This is a genomic window from Streptomyces sp. NPDC014861, assembly GCF_043081625.1.
GTDB lineage: Bacteria > Actinomycetota > Actinomycetes > Streptomycetales > Streptomycetaceae > Streptomyces.
The window spans coordinates 311,191-328,773 of the sequence record NZ_JBIBWV010000006.1; the positions used below are offsets into that span (position 1 = coordinate 311,191).

General features: G+C 71.2%; 22 protein-coding genes. All 22 read right to left on the minus strand.

Going from position 1 to position 17,583, the window contains the following annotated elements:
- Window positions 1–4 precede the first annotated feature (4 nt).
- Window positions 5–3,364, minus strand: a complete 3,360-nt coding sequence (locus ACF1BN_RS15795; protein WP_392332183.1) for a hypothetical protein — start codon at window positions 3,362–3,364, stop codon at window positions 5–7.
- A gap of 4 nt (window positions 3,365–3,368) precedes the next feature.
- Window positions 3,369–5,633: a phage tail tape measure protein gene (locus ACF1BN_RS15800; RefSeq protein WP_392332184.1), complete on the minus strand. Its 2,265-nt coding sequence runs from the start codon at window positions 5,631–5,633 to the stop codon at window positions 3,369–3,371.
- Entirely contained in the window at window positions 5,617–5,922 is a 306-nt protein-coding gene (locus tag ACF1BN_RS15805) for a hypothetical protein (RefSeq protein ID WP_392332185.1), read from the minus strand. The genes ACF1BN_RS15800 and ACF1BN_RS15805 overlap by 17 nt, the downstream gene beginning before the upstream one ends.
- Before the next feature lie 14 nt (window positions 5,923–5,936).
- A complete protein-coding gene (locus tag ACF1BN_RS15810) occupies window positions 5,937–6,338 on the minus strand; it encodes a hypothetical protein (RefSeq protein ID WP_392332186.1) in 402 nt (133 codons plus the stop codon).
- A gap of 14 nt (window positions 6,339–6,352) precedes the next feature.
- Window positions 6,353–6,766, minus strand: a complete 414-nt coding sequence (locus tag ACF1BN_RS15815; RefSeq protein WP_392332187.1) for a phage tail tube protein — start codon at window positions 6,764–6,766, stop codon at window positions 6,353–6,355.
- Between the two features lie 64 nt (window positions 6,767–6,830).
- The gene (locus ACF1BN_RS15820; protein WP_392332188.1) at window positions 6,831–7,253 is read right to left on the minus strand and encodes a DUF3168 domain-containing protein; all 423 of its coding nucleotides are present in this window, start codon (window positions 7,251–7,253) and stop codon (window positions 6,831–6,833) included.
- Window positions 7,250–7,642 (minus strand): HK97-gp10 family putative phage morphogenesis protein, encoded by a 393-nt coding sequence (locus ACF1BN_RS15825; protein ID WP_392332189.1) that lies wholly within the window; start codon window positions 7,640–7,642, stop codon window positions 7,250–7,252. The genes ACF1BN_RS15820 and ACF1BN_RS15825 overlap by 4 nt, the downstream gene beginning before the upstream one ends.
- Before the next feature lies 1 nt (window position 7,643).
- A complete protein-coding gene (locus ACF1BN_RS15830; RefSeq protein ID WP_392332190.1) occupies window positions 7,644–7,865 on the minus strand; it encodes a hypothetical protein in 222 nt (73 codons plus the stop codon).
- Window positions 7,865–8,209, minus strand: a complete 345-nt coding sequence (locus tag ACF1BN_RS15835) for a hypothetical protein (RefSeq protein ID WP_392332191.1) — start codon at window positions 8,207–8,209, stop codon at window positions 7,865–7,867. The genes ACF1BN_RS15830 and ACF1BN_RS15835 overlap by 1 nt, the downstream gene beginning before the upstream one ends.
- A 3-nt stretch (window positions 8,210–8,212) precedes the next feature.
- Entirely contained in the window at window positions 8,213–8,545 is a 333-nt protein-coding gene (locus ACF1BN_RS15840) for a phage head closure protein (RefSeq protein ID WP_392332192.1), read from the minus strand.
- Window positions 8,542–9,135, minus strand: coding sequence for a hypothetical protein (locus tag ACF1BN_RS15845; protein WP_392332193.1), 594 nt, complete (start codon window positions 9,133–9,135; stop codon window positions 8,542–8,544). The genes ACF1BN_RS15840 and ACF1BN_RS15845 overlap by 4 nt, the downstream gene beginning before the upstream one ends.
- Before the next feature lie 3 nt (window positions 9,136–9,138).
- Window positions 9,139–9,492 carry a hypothetical protein gene (locus tag ACF1BN_RS15850; RefSeq protein WP_392332194.1) on the minus strand — a complete coding sequence of 118 codons (354 nt, stop codon included), beginning with the start codon at window positions 9,490–9,492 and terminating at the stop codon, window positions 9,139–9,141.
- Window positions 9,493–9,566: 74 nt separating this feature from the next.
- A complete protein-coding gene (locus ACF1BN_RS15855; RefSeq protein WP_392332195.1) occupies window positions 9,567–9,944 on the minus strand; it encodes a hypothetical protein in 378 nt (125 codons plus the stop codon).
- 15 nt (window positions 9,945–9,959) lie between these two features.
- Window positions 9,960–11,192, minus strand: a complete 1,233-nt coding sequence (locus ACF1BN_RS15860; protein ID WP_392332196.1) for a phage major capsid protein — start codon at window positions 11,190–11,192, stop codon at window positions 9,960–9,962.
- A 53-nt stretch (window positions 11,193–11,245) separates the two neighbouring features.
- Window positions 11,246–11,971: a hypothetical protein gene (locus ACF1BN_RS15865; protein ID WP_392332197.1), complete on the minus strand. Its 726-nt coding sequence runs from the start codon at window positions 11,969–11,971 to the stop codon at window positions 11,246–11,248.
- A gap of 12 nt (window positions 11,972–11,983) precedes the next feature.
- Window positions 11,984–14,002 (minus strand): phage portal protein, encoded by a 2,019-nt coding sequence (locus ACF1BN_RS15870; RefSeq protein ID WP_392332198.1) that lies wholly within the window; start codon window positions 14,000–14,002, stop codon window positions 11,984–11,986.
- A gap of 2 nt (window positions 14,003–14,004) precedes the next feature.
- Window positions 14,005–14,190, minus strand: a complete 186-nt coding sequence (locus ACF1BN_RS15875; protein ID WP_392332199.1) for a hypothetical protein — start codon at window positions 14,188–14,190, stop codon at window positions 14,005–14,007.
- Between the two features lie 10 nt (window positions 14,191–14,200).
- Window positions 14,201–16,012, minus strand: coding sequence for a terminase large subunit (locus tag ACF1BN_RS15880; protein WP_392332200.1), 1,812 nt, complete (start codon window positions 16,010–16,012; stop codon window positions 14,201–14,203).
- 18 nt (window positions 16,013–16,030) lie between these two features.
- Entirely contained in the window at window positions 16,031–16,513 is a 483-nt protein-coding gene (locus tag ACF1BN_RS15885; protein ID WP_392332201.1) for a phage terminase small subunit P27 family, read from the minus strand.
- 160 nt (window positions 16,514–16,673) lie between these two features.
- A complete protein-coding gene (locus ACF1BN_RS15890) occupies window positions 16,674–16,994 on the minus strand; it encodes a holin (RefSeq protein WP_392332202.1) in 321 nt (106 codons plus the stop codon).
- 50 nt (window positions 16,995–17,044) lie between these two features.
- Window positions 17,045–17,299, minus strand: coding sequence for a hypothetical protein (locus ACF1BN_RS15895; RefSeq protein ID WP_392332203.1), 255 nt, complete (start codon window positions 17,297–17,299; stop codon window positions 17,045–17,047).
- 2 nt (window positions 17,300–17,301) lie between these two features.
- Complete coding sequence (locus tag ACF1BN_RS15900) at window positions 17,302–17,583, minus strand: hypothetical protein (RefSeq protein ID WP_392332204.1); 282 nt, start codon at window positions 17,581–17,583, stop codon at window positions 17,302–17,304.

A 17,583-nucleotide genomic window follows, 5' to 3' on the forward strand; every position in this document is an offset into this window, starting at 1 on the left:
CCTCTCAGAGAGCGGCGATCATGGGCCGGAAGAGCCGGACGTCGGAGCCGCCGGAATGGCCCTTCTGCACCCCGTTGACCGAGCGGATGACGGTGGCCCGCTGGGGGGTCCACATGGCGACGTCGTCGTAGCGGACGACAGGCGCAGGGTTGGTGTTGGTGGAGGAGAGGATCGAGCGGCACCCGACCGACCCGGTCGTGGTGAGGGTGCTGTCCGTCGCCGTGACGTGCCAGACGCCGGGCTCGATGTCGGCTACGGGCCACAGGCGGGCCCGCAGTGTCGTCCCGGTCGCCTGCACGCGGAGCCGGAGCTGGGCGCCGGCGGTGTAGGTGTACGGCAGGGTCACGGTGGCGAGGGTGCTCTCGACGGCGGCGGCCCGCTCGCGCAGGGCGAGGATGAGGGCCCCGCTCGTCGTGAATTCCGTGCGTGCGTGATACAGGTTGTCGCCGTCCAGGGCTCGGATCATGAGGCCGCCGAAGATGGAGCCGCCGGCCGCGGTGGCGGACACGGAGATCGTGGCCGACAGGTCGACGTCCGGGTACACCCCGGGCAGAGACGTCCGCCGAGAGATGTTCACCGAGCTGAGGGTGTGGGTGCCGACGCCGCCCGCCACGGCGTAGTCCGCGGCTGCGCCGCCGGCTTGCGCCCACGTTCCCCCCGAATCGGCTGTCCCCCAGGACGAGGCCACGGTGCGGGTGAAGCTGTCAGCCACGCCGGCCGCGAGGGCGGTGACGCGGACACGCTCCCCGCCGATCCGCAGATCGAGTGGAAATTGGCCCGGCCGCAGGGCCGTGGTGATCCACGGCGGGCCCTTGGTGGTGACCAGGGTCATTGTCGTGTCGGCCGGGCCGACGGCGGCGCCGAGGATGCAGCCCGCGGTGTCCGCGCGGCCGAGGACGTTGTCGTTGAGGACGCCCACGGTCCAGGGGTCGCCCGGGTCGCAGACGAACGTGATCTTCCATTCCTCCGCGCCGATGGTCTCGGTGTAGCCGCGGATCAGTAGGTCGATGTCGTCGGGCCCGTTCTCGCGGGGCAGGGTCTGGAGCCTGAGCAGGTCCCCGACGTCGGCCGCGAGGATGTCGGCCAGGAGCGGCGCGGCCCTGGGGTTCGCGCAGTCGACGGTGACCTGCGGGTAGCGCAGGCCCTCGACGGTGCCGAGGTGGAGCCGCCACCATGCCTGATCTACGGTCTGCCCGTCGGATGCCAGGGACAGGGTTTTCCCCTCGTCGTACCGTCCGGCGCCGTCCGGCGGGTCCTGTACCGACATGGGTCCCTCGGGCAGGACGGCGGTGTGTTCTGACCCGCCGTCCCTGGTCACCGTGATCTCGTTGCGGACGAGCCGGTCGCCGTCCTTCGGGCGCAGTTCGCTGATCACCCCCGAGCTGTAGTCCAGCGTGAGGACGGGGGCCTGCGAGTAGAGCGAGGCCCGGGTCCGGTACAGGAGCGCGCGGTCGTCACGGCGGTCCAGGAGCAGCCCCAGGTCGGCATCGGAGGCGGTCTCCAGGACGTCGAGGAAGGTCTCCATCTTCTGTGCGCCCAGCGGCTCTGTTGCGGCCGGGTCCCCGTCGCAGCCGACCGGCACGCCTTGCTCGGTGGCCACGCGCACGATGCGTTCGCCGGCGGTCTCTGCGGAGTACCCGAGCATCGCCCGGTACAGGTCTGCGGCCGGCGGCCGGTTGGCTCCCCAGTAGGTCAGGTAGCCGGTGCTGACGGGCGGGGCACCGCCCATCAGGTTCAGGATGTACATGCACGCGATGTAGGCCAGCGGTTTGGTCGGCTCGGTCCAGGAGCCGCTCCCTCGCTCGGCGCCGTCGATCAGGAGTTTCCAGTAGCTGTCACCGGCGATGTTCTCGACCTGGAGGCGCAGGTGGTGCGGGCCGCCGTCGTAGATGCCGGGGTTGGTGATGTTGACGATGGCCGGGCCGTCGCCCGTGTCTGCGTGGCTGACGTTCACACGGACACGGTCGTTCGGCGGGTCGGTCTCGACCGTCCACACCCACTGTGAGCCCTCCGCGCCGCTGTCGACGAAGTGGAAGAGCTCGGGGCCCGGCACAGTGCCGCCGCCCACGCGGACCCAGTCGACTGCCCACCCGTTCGTGGCCGTGGCCGAGGCGGGGCACGTCGCATCGAGACGAGACGAGCCGCCGGTGTCGGCCTGGAGGACGGGCTCGATCCAGTCGGCGATCCGGCCTCTGCCCCAGGACAGCCGAGCGTTCGGGCCCCCTTGATCCAGCATCGGGTTCGTGCCGACGAGCGGGGCTCCGGAGGCGGCCTCGGGACCGTCGGTGAGGGGCCAGCATTCGATGGGGCCCGCCGCGAGGATCGCTCGGCGGAGTGCGGACTGGAGTGGTTTCTTTCCCGTGCCCAGACGACGCAGGATGCCTGCCGGGGCGATCTTGACGACGCTGTCCCCGCCGGAGATGTGTCGTTCCGGCGGCCACGCGGGCGTTTCTCCTTCAAGTCGGGTGTGCCTGTTGGACAAGGTCACGGACCCGGTGAGCGACCACGTGAGCCCGGTGGCGTCCATGAACGAGGTGTCCCCCAGGGATGCGTCACGGGGGACACGCAGGTCCACGGCCGCGGGGCCCCCGATCCCAGTCCGCAGCTGCATCCCGTACGCCTTGCCCCTGAGACCGGTGCCGACCCATGCGGTGGTGGTGCCCAGCCGCAGGCCGGCTGTTCCGTCGTGAATGCTCGTGACGCCGCCTCCCGACCCGGTTTCGATCAGGTGCCAGACCGGGGAGTCCAGGCTCCGGGCCCAGTAGAAGCTCGCAGTCCATCCACCTTTGCCGTTGTCGACGTCGAGGGTGGCGCGGAGGGCGATGCGCTGCCTCGGGTAGGCAGGGAACCGGGCCAGTGTCCCGGCGACCCCGAGGCCGGTTCCGGTGCCGTCAGGGGACCAACGCAGCTGGAGTTGACGGGTGTTGAGCATCGACAGCGTCCAGGACCGCTGGTTGCCCGTCATGACCCAGCGTTCGGCGAGTTCCTGCGGTGCCGAGTAGTCGTCCGAGGCGATTTCCACCCGCACGTCGAGGTCCCCGTTGCCTCCCAGGACGGGGCTGTCGGGTGTGGTCAGACTGGCCGTTTCGTCACCCGGGAGTACCGCCCAGGGCCCGCCGGCGTCGACGGTGAAGGTGAGCGGAGTGTTCCGGCCGACCTTCCCGTACACGGCGGACGCCGGGTCGTACACGGACAGTTCGCCGTTCCGGTTGCCGAGGGTCATGGTGGCGGCAGTCGGCTCCGCGCGGGTGCCGGCGCCGGACAGGCCGCGGGTGATGGTCACCGAGTCGGCCTCGCGGACGCTGACGGGGTGCCAGGCTCCTGAGTGGTAGATCTGTGCGGTGCGCGGCGGCGGGAGCGCCATGGGTTCACCCCTCTCCGAGGCGGATCACGGACCCTGCGGCCCGGGTCTGGACGGTCTCCTTGAAGAACGCGACGAACGCGTCTGACCCGCCGGTGACGTCGAGGACGACGCGCACCTCCTGCGGGCCGCGGTTGGCGGCGACTTGAACGACGGGGCCGGCGGTGGCCTGGAGCATCCCGTCGAGGACGCTGAGCGGGAGGACGGCCTCCTGCTCGTCGCCCTCGCCGATCATCGCCAGCGTCGGGCCGGTCGTCACGCCACCCTCGGCGAGATAGGGAATGAAAGGAATGTATCCGATATTGACGCCGGGAATTCTGTTCGCATTGCCGATCAGGAGGCCGTTGATGAATTCAATTGATCGGTTCACGAGGTAGATTGCGCCGTTGAGTGCGCCCTTGAGTCCGGCGGTGATGAAGCCCCACAGGCTGTTGCCGATGCTCGCCAGCCGTCCGGGAATGCTGGCGAACCACCCGACGAGTCCGTCCCACAGGGACTTCGCTCCTTCGACGCCGGTGGAAACCCAGCCTGGAATGGTATTGGTGAAAAAGTGTCCGATGGGGTTGAACACGTTTCGCACCATCCACTGCCAGCCATCCGAGAAAACCTTGGCGGTGGCGGCCCAGATTTCGGAAGCTGTGCGCCTGGTCCATTCCCAGGCGTCCGACAGGCCCTTGGTGATCGCCGCCCATGTTTCGGCGGTAACGCGCTCGACCCAGTCCCAGGCGGCTGTGAGCCCCTCGGTCACCGCCGCCCAGGTCTTCTCAGAGGTGTCCTTGATCCAGTCCCAGGCGGCGCCGAGGGCCTCGACGACCGCGTCCCAGGTCTCGATGGTGAACTTCTTGATGTCGTCCCAGTAGACGATCACGAGGGCGACGACGGCGATGACGGCGAGGATGCCGGCGATGATCCACGTGCCCGGCCATGCGAAGAGTGCCGTGTTCCAGGCCCACTGTGCGACGGTCATGATGCCGACGACGACGGCGAGCGCGAGAAGCCCGGCGATGATGCCCCGGACCAGCGCGGGATTGTCAGAGGCCCACTCGGACAGGGCGGACAGGACCGGGAGCAGGACCTCGCCGAGGGTGGTGGACAGCTCGCGCCACACCGCCTCCATGGTCTGCGACTCCTCCATCGCCCCCGTCGCACGCTCGGCGGCACCGGCCGCCTCGTCCATGCCGGTGGCTGCGGCCGCCGTCGCGGGGTCCATGGCCCAGAGGGCATCAGCCCCCTCGCCCGCCATGTCGCCGAACAGCTGGACGCCGAGGGCGGCCTGTTTCGCGGGATCCTTGACCCCGCGCAGTGCGGTGAGGGTGGCGCTCAGCGCCTGCTCGGCGGCCGGTCCGCCCTCCCCGATGGATTTGAGCATCGCCGAGGAATCGAGCCCGAGCGCTTTGAATCCCTCTGCCGCGCGGTCGGTTTCCTCGGAGGTGATTCTCGCGAATTCGTGGATGACGTCCGCGGCCTGGTCGATATCGCGTCCACCGGCGGCGGCGTATTGCCCGAGCATTCCGAATGCCGTCTCACCGGAAATTCCGAGCCTCTGGAAATGCTTGCCGTATTCGGTGACGGTCGCGGGAATGTCCGCGATCATCGACGTCGGCAGTGTCTGGGCGGCGCGCGTGAGAATGTCGAATGCGTGCTTTCCGTCCTTGGCGAGACCGAGGTCGATGAGTCGCCCGGCGGCTGTCGCCGATTCGCCGACATCCATGGCGAAGGTGTCGCCGAGCATGATGGCGGATTTGGTCAGCTCGGAAAGCTGCTCGTCCGACACCTTTCCCAGGCCGCCCATGGCCTGGGTGACCGCGCCGAGGGCCTCGCTCACGCCGCCCATGGAGTCGCTGAAACCGGCGCTGTAGACGTCGCCGGCCACCTTGCCCGCCCGTTCGGACTCCTCGGCGGTGAGGCCGAGCTGGTTGGCCAGCTTGGTCGTGGCGGCCTTGCTGTCCATCGCGTTGGCGAGACCGGCGGCGAACGCCCCGCCGACAGCCGCCCCGGCACCGGCGGCGGCGATGCCCTGGAAGCTGCCACCGACGTCGGTGGCGGCTTGGTCGGCGGCCTGGGCGGCCTCGTCGGCCGAGGCCCCCACCTCCGCGAGCGCGTCGGCCGCGCGGTCGGCGGCCTGGACGACCTCGCGGCCCATGGTGTCGGCGGAGTCCCCCACACCCGCGAGGGCCAGGTCGATGTCGCGTGACGCCTCCTGGACGCCGCCGGACAGGTCCTCGGCGCTCAGGCCGATCTCGACGAGCAGCTGGTCAAGGACGGTCGGCATGCTTCCCCCTCCTCTCGTCGGTGCCGCCGAGGCGGGCGTGCATGGTCTTGACCGCGGCGAGCATCTGCTGCCACGTCTGCTTCGGCTTGCCGGCCCACTGCGGCATGAAGTCGGACGGGGTGAACGGGCGCTGGCCCTTGCCCCGGGTCCCGTTCGCGATCACCGCGGTCTGGAGGGCGGTGAGCGCGTCCAGCCGCTCAGCGCCGAGCGGGCCGGCGATCCGCTCGTACGCCATCCACTCGGTGAGTTCCGCCGAGCTGGTGCGGGCGAGCATCTCGCGCACCGGCATGCCGAGGGCGAGCGCTAGTCGGAAGTGGAAGACCCGCTCAGGGCGGGCCCGGAGTTTCCCTCTGCCTCCTCCACGGCGCGGTCCCCGAGGCCGGACAGGCGCCGGGCGACGACGGCCAGGCGCTCCAGGACGGCGCCGTTCTTCGCTCCGAGGGTGGCCACGTCCTTGAGGGTGAACAGCGGCTCGCCGTCCTCGTCGACGAGGCAGCGGGCCAGGAGGCGGGCGTCCCGGTCGTCCATGTTGACGCCCGCGGGCTTGCCGTTGGGGGCGAAGTGGATGAGGGACGTCTGGTAGCTGTTGCGCTGGGTGCCGGACATGCCGGCGATGCGGACCTCGCCGCCCCACTCGGGAACGGGGACGTCCTCGTAGACGGTGTCGTCGGCCTGGGCGATCTGGTCGCGGTTGAGCAGTGCCATGGTGGTGGTTCCGTTCAGGAGAAGGTGGGCTTGCCCGCGACCTTGAAGGTCAGCGAGGCGGAGAGCTTGTCGTCGGTGGGGGCCGTCGGCTGGAAGCCGGTCATGATCGCCGGGAAACCCCATGTCGTCTGGTCGTCGTCGGGGAAGACCAGCCGGTAGTTCCGCGGGTTCTTGTCGGCAAAGTCGGCGATCAGCGCGTCATGGCTGGCCGGCATGTAGTTGACGTCGATGGTGACCTCGCCGCCGTCGACGAGACCGCCGACGAACTCCATCCACCCGTCCGGCGAGTCGTGGGCGGTGACGTCGATGGTGGAGCGGGTGATCGAGGGCCCGCCGACGTTGTTGACTGCCGCGAGGGCGGTGAAGACCTCGGGGCCCGCGCCGTCGCCCCTTTCGAACTTGACGCCGAATGCGTTCTCTCCGGCCATGGATACCTCCGGGCATGCGTAGGGCCCCGGGCCGGATGCGGCACGGGGTGAGGGGTGGGGTGGGTCAGGCGGGGGGCTGCTCGGTGCGGACCCTGTAGCGCAGCACCAGGTGGCGGATGTCGCCCGGCGGCTCGGGGTCGACGAGCGTCTGCCCGAACTCGAACAGCGTGGCCACGTGGTCGAGGCCGGGGATGCTGAGCGGCTGGTGGTCGAGGAGGGCCTGGATACGCTGCCCGATCTCCAGGCCCTCCGTGTGGCCGAGGGCCCTGGTCCACACGTGCAGCGTGATCACGACGTCCCGCCCGTGCCGGTCCTGGCTGTTGGCCGGTACCTCGGTGGCCTCGCCGAGGACCACGTACGGGAACGACGCCTCCTCGGGCACGGCGTCGTACACGCCGACGCCGAGGTCACCGGTGAGCGTGGCATCCGCGGACAGGACGGCGTACACCGCGCCCTGCACGGCCAGCATGGCGAGCGGGGCGCTCACCGCAGGGCCCTGCGGACGGCCTCGGTGAGGCGGGCCCGGTAGCGGCCGCGCTCGGCCTCCAGGGCTGGACGGAGCGACGGCTGCGCGGGAAAGGCCCGGGTGCCGTTCTCGGCGAAGTGGGCGTAGAACTCGGGGTCGGTGAACCAGCCGACCTGAGCTACGAGGCCCCCCTCCTCGTAGCGGATGGCGACGGTCTCCGACAGGTTGCCGGAGTCGCGACGGACGGTGCGGGCGGTCTCGTCACGGACGGCCTCGGCCGACGCCTTGACGCCGTCCGTGAGGCCCTGGACGACTGCCTCGTCCAGGGAGGCGAGGCGCTCGCGGAGTCGGTCGATACCAGTGATGCGGACGCGGACCGGGTTGCGGCCGCGGCCGCCGCGGCGCGGCACGTCACTTCCTGCGTTCGAGGTGCCGGCGGATCTCCCGCAGCTCGGCCGCGCACGCGAGCAGCGCCCACGCGGTCGCCTGCTGCGCCGAGCCGTCGTCCGGCCCCTGGGTGAAGACCCACTGGACCCTCTCGCCTGTCCGGGGGCTGAGCAGCTGCTCGGCGCGCTGGCGGGCGTCGCGGGATCCGACGGGGTCGGGCCGCTGCTGCGGTTGCTGGTCGGGCACTACCGGCCTCCGAGTTCGAGAACGGCGACGGTCACGGAGGTGACGGCGTCGTAGGTGATTGCGGCCCGGCCGCCGGTGCCGGCGAACGGCCTCCGGGGCAGGGGGATGAGCGCGGTCTTGCCGGCGGCGACGGTGACGGCCAGGTCCTCGATGGCGAGGCCGTCGACGGTGCCGGGCGTGGCGACGGTGACGGTGCGCCCGGCGCCGCCGCCGTTGATGACGGCGAGGAGGCGGCCGGGCCCGCAGGGGGCCGTGTCGCCGAGGGCCGTTGCCGCGACGGCCACGGCGGAGAGGTCGGGCAGGCCGCCGTCGACGGGCACGAGGGTGGGGTTCAGCGCGGCCATGTGTCAGCCTCCGGGGTTGGTCTGGGTGAGGGTGCACTCGGCCTTGCGGTAGCGGGTGCTGGACGGCTCGACGACGGACCGGACGGTGAGCCGCTGCCCGCCGCCGCGCAGTTCGTCACCGCGCTCGACGTCGGCCGTGGGCAGGAGGTACACGTCGTGGGTGTGCTCGGCGCCGGCCTGCTGCGCGAGCAGCCTGTCCGTTGCCGACGGCTGGTCGACCTTGCCGCGGACGGTCTCGGGCTGGCGGACCATGGTCCGGCGCTGCCCGCCGGCGCCGTCCGGGGCGAGCGTGGCCCGCCACACCTCCAGGGTCCGGTTCAGGTGGCGGCCGATCATGTCCGGGCCCGGTACGCGCCGAGCGCGCGCCGGTCGGCGGTCGTCAGCTCCATGCCAAGGGCCTCGGCCGAGAACGAGCGGGAGTGGTCGCCAAGGGTTTCCGCCGACAGGCCCTCGGGGTTGGACCAGCCGGCGGCCGCCAGGCGGAGGCTGATCCGGGTGGGGCCCGCGGGCAGGGTGGTGAACCCGGCGGTGACGACGGCGGTGACGGCCCGGTCGTGCGCGGGCCAGGTGTCACCGATGCGGGTGAGGATGCCGTCGGCGGACCAGGTGTAGTCGGCGGCCGGCCCGTACACGAGGAGTTGGTCCTGGCCGTCCTCGCCGTGGACGGTCACGGACTCCACCGCGGTGACCGGCCAACGGGGCAGGACCAGGCGGTGGGACCGGGTGGCGGTCCGGTGGGGGTCGCTGCGGGTCGGGCCGTCGAGGACGACAGTGTCGGTGGCGGACTCCAGGGACTGGCCGGTCTCGTCGTCGATGACGCCCTGGGCCAGGTCCAGGAGCAGCTCGGCGGCTGCGGCCTCGTCCGGGGTGAACGGCTCCGGGAGCCGCAGCCACAGCCGGAGCTGTTCGGGGGTGGCGTACGGCATGGGTCAGTCCCCGTCCTCGTCGCGGCGCTGCTCCAGGGCGGCGACGACGGCGGCCCGGATCTCGTCCTTGCGGGTGGCGGTGCCGAGGTCGATGCCCTCGGCGGCGGCGTACGCCTTGAGCTGGTCGACGGTCATGTCCTCGACCGCCACCTCCGGGCCGCCGTCGCCGCTGGCGGGCGGTGTCACGGGGGCCGAGGGCGGGGTGGGGGGCCGCTTCTTCTTCGGCACGTCGACGGCCTTGCAGTCGCCGGCGGCGATGCGTCGTTCGGCGTCGGCCGGGTCCATGTCGACGATCGCGCCCGCGGGCACGGTGCCGTACTTGGGGTTGGCCATGAGGCGCAGCATCTCGACGCGCATGGGGTTCCTCCTGGTCCGGGACGCGGCCGGGCCCCGCCGGTGTGGCGGGGCCCGGGCGGCCGTGCGGGGTGGGGTCAGGGGCGGACGCGGCCGTGGCCGCGGATGACGCTGACGCCGAACGAGGCGTCACCGGTGCCGGCGTCGGTGGCGACGACGCGGATGTACCGCTTGATGCCGTGGTAGCCGATCGTCGTCACGGTGGACGCGGTGAGCGTGGCCGGCTCGGCGCCGTCGAGGTCGGCGTTCGCCACGGCGGTGTAGCCGGAGGCGAGCGCGTCGGACTCCTGCACCTCGATGGAGAACGCGCCGTTTGCGACCGTGCCCGTGCTGACCACGATGACGGCCGCGTCGTAGTTCGCCAGGTCCACGCCGGTGCCGGTCGCGGTGTCGGTCCGCGCCGCCGGCGTGAGGGTCGTGACGACGTCGATGTTGTTCTTGATGTCGCTACGCATGTGAGGCTCCTCCTCTTACGGGACGATGTCGTTGGACTGGAGGCGGACGAACGCCTCGCCCAGGACGGGCATGCCGTCGCCCTCCATACGGCCGATGAACCCGACCAGGTTCTGCTCGGCGTACAGCTCGTTGAGGCGCTGCACCTCGAAGGCGAGGGCCTCGGCGATCCAGTAGTAGGAGAGGTCGCCGAGCAGACCGACGTAGTCGCCGTCGCCGAAGGTGCTCGGGGCGAACTCGGACATGAGGAACGGGAAGTCGAGGATCTTGTCCGGCTCGCCGTCGGTCAGGCCGGCGCGCCAGATGTAGTTGCCGTCGCCGTCCTTGAGCTTGCGCACCGACGCGATCATGAGCCGGTGGAAGATCCAGCGCGCGTTGCGGTGGTACTGGCTCTTGAGCGAGTACTTGGCGGTGATCAGGTCGTCGGCGGCGTTGCCGTTGGCCGTGTTGACGAACCCGGTGCCGGAGGTGGACACGTCGACGTCCCGGGAGACCGGGATGCCGTCCGCGCTCGCGGTGAAGAGCCCGAGGGGCTTCTTGTTCCCGTCACCGACCATGTACGCCTTCTCGGCGGTGATGCCGAACTTGTACTCCATGCGCTGGCGTACCAGCACCTCGGGGCTGATCACGCTGGTGCGCATCAGCTTCCGGGAGACCTTGACCCGCTTGGCCGCAGGGTTCGGGCGCAGCTCACGCTTACCGAACTTCATGGAGTCGTCGGCGCTGCCGGTGGACAGTTCGCTCGTCCACTCGGCGTCGTCGAGGTCGACGTCGAGAGTCGGCACGCCGAGGGACTCGGCCTGGGTGAGCTGCTGGACGGTGGCGAAGCGGCGCAGAGCGACCGCGTCGTCCAGGCCCTTGAGCAGGTCCTTGACGAACTGCTGCGGGGCGTTGAGGTATCCGCCCTCGGGGTCGTTGCCCGAGACGAGCGCGCGGGCCTGCCGCTCGGTGAGCACGGACCGGCCGCCGAGGAGGTACGCGCGCAGCGCGCCCATGGCCTCGGTGTCGCCGGTCGTCCGGCCGCCGCGCTCCAGGCCCTCGCGCTCGGCCTCGGCGCGCTCGTCCTCGGCCAGCTTCTCGGCGCGCTCGATCGTGCGGTCCACGCCGTCGCGCTCGTCCATCAGCTTGTCGAACTTGACCTCCTCCTCGGGGGTCATGTTCCGGCCCTCGGCCTCGGCGGCCTGCATGATCGCTCGCGCGTCGGCGCCGAGCTGGGTGCGCTTGGTGCGCAGCTCCCGGATGTGGGTCATCAGGGGTCCTTCCTGTGGTGGGTGTGCCCCGCGCGGCTGCGCGGCGCGAGGGGTCAGATGCCGGCGAGCCGGAGGAGGCGGGCGTGGTCGATGGTGGGCGCGGCCCGCTCGTCGTCCTCGACGTCGTCGGTGGCGCCGGCGGCGTCGAGGAGCTCCTGGAGCGCGTCCCGCGCCGCCTGGACGAGTCCCTTGTTCTTCTTGGACAGCACCGCGCCCGCTCGGGCGCCCGCGGCGCCGAGCTCGGCCAGCTGGGAGAGCACCGCCTGGGCGACCTCGTCGGGCGTGCCGCGGACGTCGAGGCCGCGGGCGAGGTCGAGGGCACTGCGGCCTGACTCGACGATCGCGTTGGGGTCCATCGGCAGGGGGACGGCGGAGACCTCGAACAGCTCCCAGCCCTCGGGCACGCCGTCGTCGCCGATGTTCCACACGTCGAACCCGATGGAGAACGCGTTGAGGTAGCCGCCCCTGTACTTGCGCTCGACCTTGACGGCGAAGTCGTCGTCCTGGTCGAAGGTCAGGTCCATGCGGAGCTGGTCGCCGTCGATCCACGTCTTGTCGGACCGGCCGATCGGCAGGCCGTCACGGCCCCAGTAGGAGTGTCCGTACCCGACGACGGGGTTGGACTCGAAGCGTTCCAGGCGGGCGCCGGCCATGGTCAGGTTGAGGCCGTCGCCCTTGCGGCCCTCGGTCGCGGCGATGATCGACAGCGGCTTGCCCGCCTCGTCGTCGCCGTCTGCGCGCTGGACGTAGCCGCGCGCGTAGTGGCGCTGTGTCTTCACGTGCTCCTCTTCTCAGTCGACGACCGGCACGACCTGGCAGTCACAGCCGGGGTGGACGGGCGGGTGGAAGGTGTTGCGCTTGGCGGTGAGTGCCTCGCCGTCGGCGCCCTCGACCTCGTCGCCCTTGGCGACGAACGGGGTCTCGATCTCGCGGACGGCGCCGTCGAGGCGTCGGCAGTACGGGCAGGTCTCCGAGCCGCGCGCGACCCACTGCACCTTCTGCACGCCGGCCTCTTTCCACGTCTCGCGCGCCGCGGCGTTTGGCAACTGGGACGTCTCCCACCGGGCGGTCTGCACGGGCCGCTCCTCCTGCCACTTCGTGAACCGCTCGACGACCGCCTCGGCGATGTCCTCCGGCGTGCCCTCGGTCTTGTCGACGACGGCCCGGATCTGTCCGTACGACGAGGCGACCTGATACGCCGCATGGGAGCGGGCGTACGCGGCGGCCCACACGGTGAGATCCACCGGTTCCTCGTAGGCGACCTCCTCGGCCGCGGCCTCGGCGACGTCGCCGGCGAACGCGGTCATGAGCGGCACCCACAGACCGGCGAGCCGGTCCATGATCGGACCGTCGTCGGCGTACAGGACGGACAGGGCGGCGAGGAACGCGGCGAGCGACCGGCGGCCGCGGGCAGGGCGCAGGTGCTCGTCGACGAGGGCGCCGAGCTGCTCGGCCTCAAGGTCGGCGACCTCCTGGTCCGACTCCTCGATGCGCCGGGCCCACACCTCGGCGGTCGACTCACGCACCGCGGCACGTCCGGCGAGGAGCCGCGCGCGGCGCTCGGCCCGGACGGCGGCCGCGGGCTCCAGGCCGGGCAGCGCCCGGTCCCGGGCCCGGCCGGCGGGCACCATGTTGAGCGGGACGAGGTAGTCGTCGCCGCCCTCCACGGGGTTCATGTTCTCCTTGTCCCTCACATCGTTGGCGGAAAGCCAGCCCCACTGACGCCCGACCGCGTACGCCTGGTACCGGGTGAGGGTGTCGCCGCGCAGGAGGCTGTCGACGAGGAACTCCGCGTAGTACCGCTGTCGCTCCGAGGGCAGCAGCAGTTGCGTGAGCACCGCCTGCTCCCACCGGACCAGCCACACGTTCAAAGCACTGCCGACGTAGTCGAGTTGCTGCTGCTCGATGTTCGAGAACGTGGCCCGGTCGAGGTCGCCGACTTTGTGGGGCGGGAGCCGCAGCCACCGGGCCATCTCCGAGACTTGCAGTTTTCGGGTCTCCAGGAACTGGGCGCTGTCGTTGGGCAGGCCGACCTGTTGGAAGGTGACGCCCTCCTCCAGGATCGCGACGCGGTGTGCGCGGTCGATGCCGCGGTGGATGTTCTCCCAGTCGTCGGCCATGCGCCGCCGGGCCTCGGGGGAGAGGTTCCCGGGGTGGCTCAAGGCTCCGCCGGGAGCGGCCCCGTTGGAGAACACCTTGGCGCCGTGGTGCTCAGTCGCCAGGCCGAGGCCGATGCTGTTGGCGGCCAGCTCGACGACCGGGTACCCGCACACGCCGTCGAACCCGAGGCCGGCGATGTGCAGCACCTCGTGCGGGAGGAGGACGGTGTGGATGCCGTTGACGTCGTCGTCGTACCGGTACAGCCGCACGAACTTGCCCGCCCCGAGGCGCTTCACGCCGATGGTGAGCCGGTCGGGTCGCAAGGGCCAGATTTCCTCGATCACCCCCGTGCGCGGGTGGGTGATGACGTGGGCGACACCGTTCCCCCAGGTGACGGCGTGGCTCGTCAACACCTCCTTGAGCCAGGCGGCGGACATCATGTCGTTGGGCTGGTCGTGCAGGAGGCGGTACAGCGGGTGCTCGGTGGCGCGCTGCTTCCCGCGGGGCCGCATCCGTTCGTACAGGAACAGCGGCAGACTGGCGGTGTCCTCGCTGAGCACACGCACGCCGGCGAAGAACGGCGAGTAGGTCAGGGCGGTGTCCTGGTCCACGCGAATGCCGGCCGAGTTGGTCGACCCGCCGCGCATCCAGTCCTCCACCCACTTCTCCGGGGTGGCCAGCCCGGACAGGGCGCTGCGCAGGTACCCCACGGTCAGCCCCCCTTCTGCTCGGTGGCCCGGGCGCGGCGTTCGGTGGCGAGGGCGCCGCCGAGGCCGAGGGCCAGGAGCGCGAGGCCGGCGGATGCGACGCCGAGCCAGGGCGCGAGCATGCCGAGGCCGATGCCGAGGAGCACGATGCCGAGCAGCGCGAGGACGTCCCACAGGTCCGCCACGGTCACCTCCTGAGGGTCAGAGGGCCATGCCCTGGGACTCGTAGATGGACGCGGCGGGCATGCCGCGCAGGCCGCCGTCGATGGCGAACAGGACTGCGGGCATGCCGTCGATCCGCTTGCCGGTCTTGCCACGGTCCGGCTTCACCGGGCGGATGCGGTCGGGGTCGTCGCGCGGGGACTTGCACTCCAGGTTGTCCGCCATCCAGCGGGCGACCGGGTTCCCGAAGTGCGCGTACTCCCGCGCCTTGAGGCCGCGCATGAACTCCTGCATCGGCGGGGTCATGCGGGTGAACGTGGTGTCGGACTCGACCATGGTGAGCCGGGTCCGCTTGACGATGGCCTGCCGGACCGGCTCGCCGCACCACTTGTCGTAGGTGACGTTGACGATCTTGTAGAGGTGGTGGTCAGCCTCGATGTCGTCGTAGATCGTGTCGTAGTCGATGGTGTCGCCCTCGGTGAGCGTCACCCAGCCCTCGTCGGCCCACTCCCCGAACGCGCCGTTGGTGTGCTCGTCAAGCAGGGGCCGGACCGACTCGGGCGCCCAGAACCGCCACAGGATCTCCCCGCTCGGGAAGAAGAGCGCCCAGGCGGTGAGGTCCAGCTTGGAGGACAGGTCGAGGCCGCCCCAGCAGCGCTGCCCCTCCAGACGGCCGGCGATCCATCCTGGGCTCGGTGCGATCTCGCGCGCGTTCATGTCCCACAGGTCCATCGCGATCCAGCGGCTAACCTCCGAGACTCGCTGGTTGAGGCGGAACTGCCTGAACGCGTTCTCGCCCTTGCGGTCTCCCTTGGCCTCGTGTGCCTCGTCCCGCAGGGACTGGATCGCAAGGAAGCTCCCTAGGGCGGGGTTCGGCCACAGCCAGTTCGCCTCGTCCCACGGGTCGAGGGACACCGGGAGGTCGGCCCGGCCGGGGAACAGCCGGTGCAGCCGCTCCAGTTCATCGGGCGTGCGCGGCATCTTGCGTACGAACACGAAGTGGTGCGGGGCCCGGGCCGGGTCCTCCATGACCCGGTCGGCCTCGTCGATGAAGTCGGCGCCGAAGCTGTATTGCTGGCTGGTCTCGGTGGTGATCGCCAGCATGAGCGGCTGCGTACGGGCGCCCGCGCCGGTTCGCATCGCTGTCCACAGCGTGTCGTCCGGCTGGGAGAGGACCTCGTCGAGGATGAAGCAGTGCGGCGAGTGGCCCAACTCGTTGTCGGCGTCGGAGGCGATGACCTCGTAGTGACTGCCGGTCTGCTCGTCGACCAGGCGCATCGCGGCTTTTACGTGCGTGAGCCGCTTGGCCAGGATCGGTGAGCGGCGCTGCATCTTCACGCAGGGCTCGAAGACCTTGCCGGCCTGCCGCTTGATGGCGGCCGCGCCGTAGACCTCGGCGGACTCCTCGCCGTCGCCGCACAGCATGTACAGGGCGATGCCCGACAGCAGCGCGGACTTGCCGTTCTTGCGGGCCATCACGATGGTGGCGCGCGAGTAGCGGCGGACGTACCGGCCCCACTGCTCGGACCATGTGACCTCTCCGAAGAGCGGCCGGATGATCTCGTGTTCCTGCCACGGCGCCAGGACGAACCGGGTGCCCGCGAGCGCGCCGGCCGGGTGGACGAGCAGCTCGGCGAAGAACGCTACGACCCGGTCCGCGCGCGGCTCGCAGTAGTGCGTGCCCGAGCTGGTGCACGTCTTGCCGTCGAGGGTGTACCCACAGGCGGGGCCCTTGCGCGACTTGGGCCGCCACCAGGCGCGCGGGTTGAAGGTGATGGGCTTGGCCCGGCCGCGCGGTCGGGTGCTGGCCTTGCTGCGGGCCGGGCGTCGCGTGGTGGTCCCGGCGGCCATGGTGCACCCCCCGTACGGTCAGGACAGCAGCCGCTCGGCGCCTCCGGGCCTCTCCTCGCCGCCGATCTTGAGCTGGGCCCGGTCGCTCGGCGTCAGCCCGAACCGGGCGCCGTACCGCTGGACCTGGGCGTCAGCGGCGTCCAGCGCGAGGAGCCAGGCGTTTTTCCCGAGCCGGTGGCCGGTCAAGTCGCCGTTCTTGTTGTAGACGGGGTGCTCGACGACGGCGCCCTCGGCGGCGACGTGCTCGGCGGCCTCGCGCCGGCGGGCGACGGCGTCGCACCAGTTCGCGTATGCCTCGACGTCCCACGCGGTGAGCACGCCCTTGACGGTCAGCTGCCCGGCGAGGGTGTGCCATACCTCCAGGGCGGCCTCGCTCAGCCACTCCGGCGGCTCGACGTCGCTGGCGTCGGGGTGCGGCTCGTCGGTGTTGATCCGGTCCTTGCGGTCGCCGTGCAGCACGCGCAGCGCGGTCGGCTTGGGTGCGGGTCCACGCCTCCCCATGATCACCTCCGGTCACAGTTGCAGTCACGGTGTGTTACGGCGGGCGGCCCGGTACGGCGGATCCCGAAACCTGGCGAGACGCTGATGGGCTCCCCCCCGCGTTCCGCGGGTCCCCGGGCCAGGGATTCGAGGCCCCCTCCCCCCGGGAGGGTGCTCACGGTCAGTAGCGCGGGCCCGGAGCGTTCCACCCTCCGGGCTGGTGGCGGGCGGTCTCGCGCGAGTGGCACGAGGCGCACAGGCCGCGGCCGCGCCGGGGGTCGTGCTCGTCCAGTCCGCGCGCCTGCAACTCCCTCTTGGACAGCGGCCAGTGGTCCGCCTGGGTGGCTGCGGCCGTACGGCAGACCACGCACACCCGGTCGCGTTCCAGGACGCCGGCGCGGAAGCGGCGCACGTGCTCGGCGTTGTAGCCCTTGGACGAGGCCGAGCGGCGGGGCCGGCGCTTGTCGTGCGCAGCGCACTTGGAGGCGGGGGGAGGGGCCATCTCAGGGCACCCGGGGGTGGTACAGCGGCGCGGGGCGCGGCTCGGCATGGTCAGCCTCCCTGCCACGTCGGCTGTGGCGCGAGGTGCTCCTTGTAGAGGCGCAGGGCAGCGTCCCGGTCTGTCCAGTCCGTGTCGAGTCCGCAGCAGCACCGAATGCGCATGGTTCTCTCCGTCCGGTACTGCACCCATCCGGGGTCACAGGTCACGTCCAGGCGCCGGGCGGACTGCTCCCAGCTCAGGTGGTGCTCATCGGTCTCGGGGTGGGGGTCGTGGAGAAGGGGCGCAGCGGTGTGGTCGGTCTGCATGGTCACCTTCCGGGGCCGGTGGTGCACGCCGCCATGGCGGTGGGCATGGGGCAGATACGGAGCGGGAGCGCGACCTGGCACGGGTCTGCCGGGGGACCGTCGGGGGTGGGCGGGTATCTGCGGCAGGTCACGCGGATGCGCTCCTCGATGACCTCGAACTGCGCGGCCGACTCCTGCGGGTTGAGCCGGCCGTCCCGCTGCTGGGCGCGCCAGGCGAACCAGGCGTGCTCGTACGCCTCGGGGGTCGGGTAGTCGTCGGGGCGCGGTGCCTCGTCCTCGTGCAC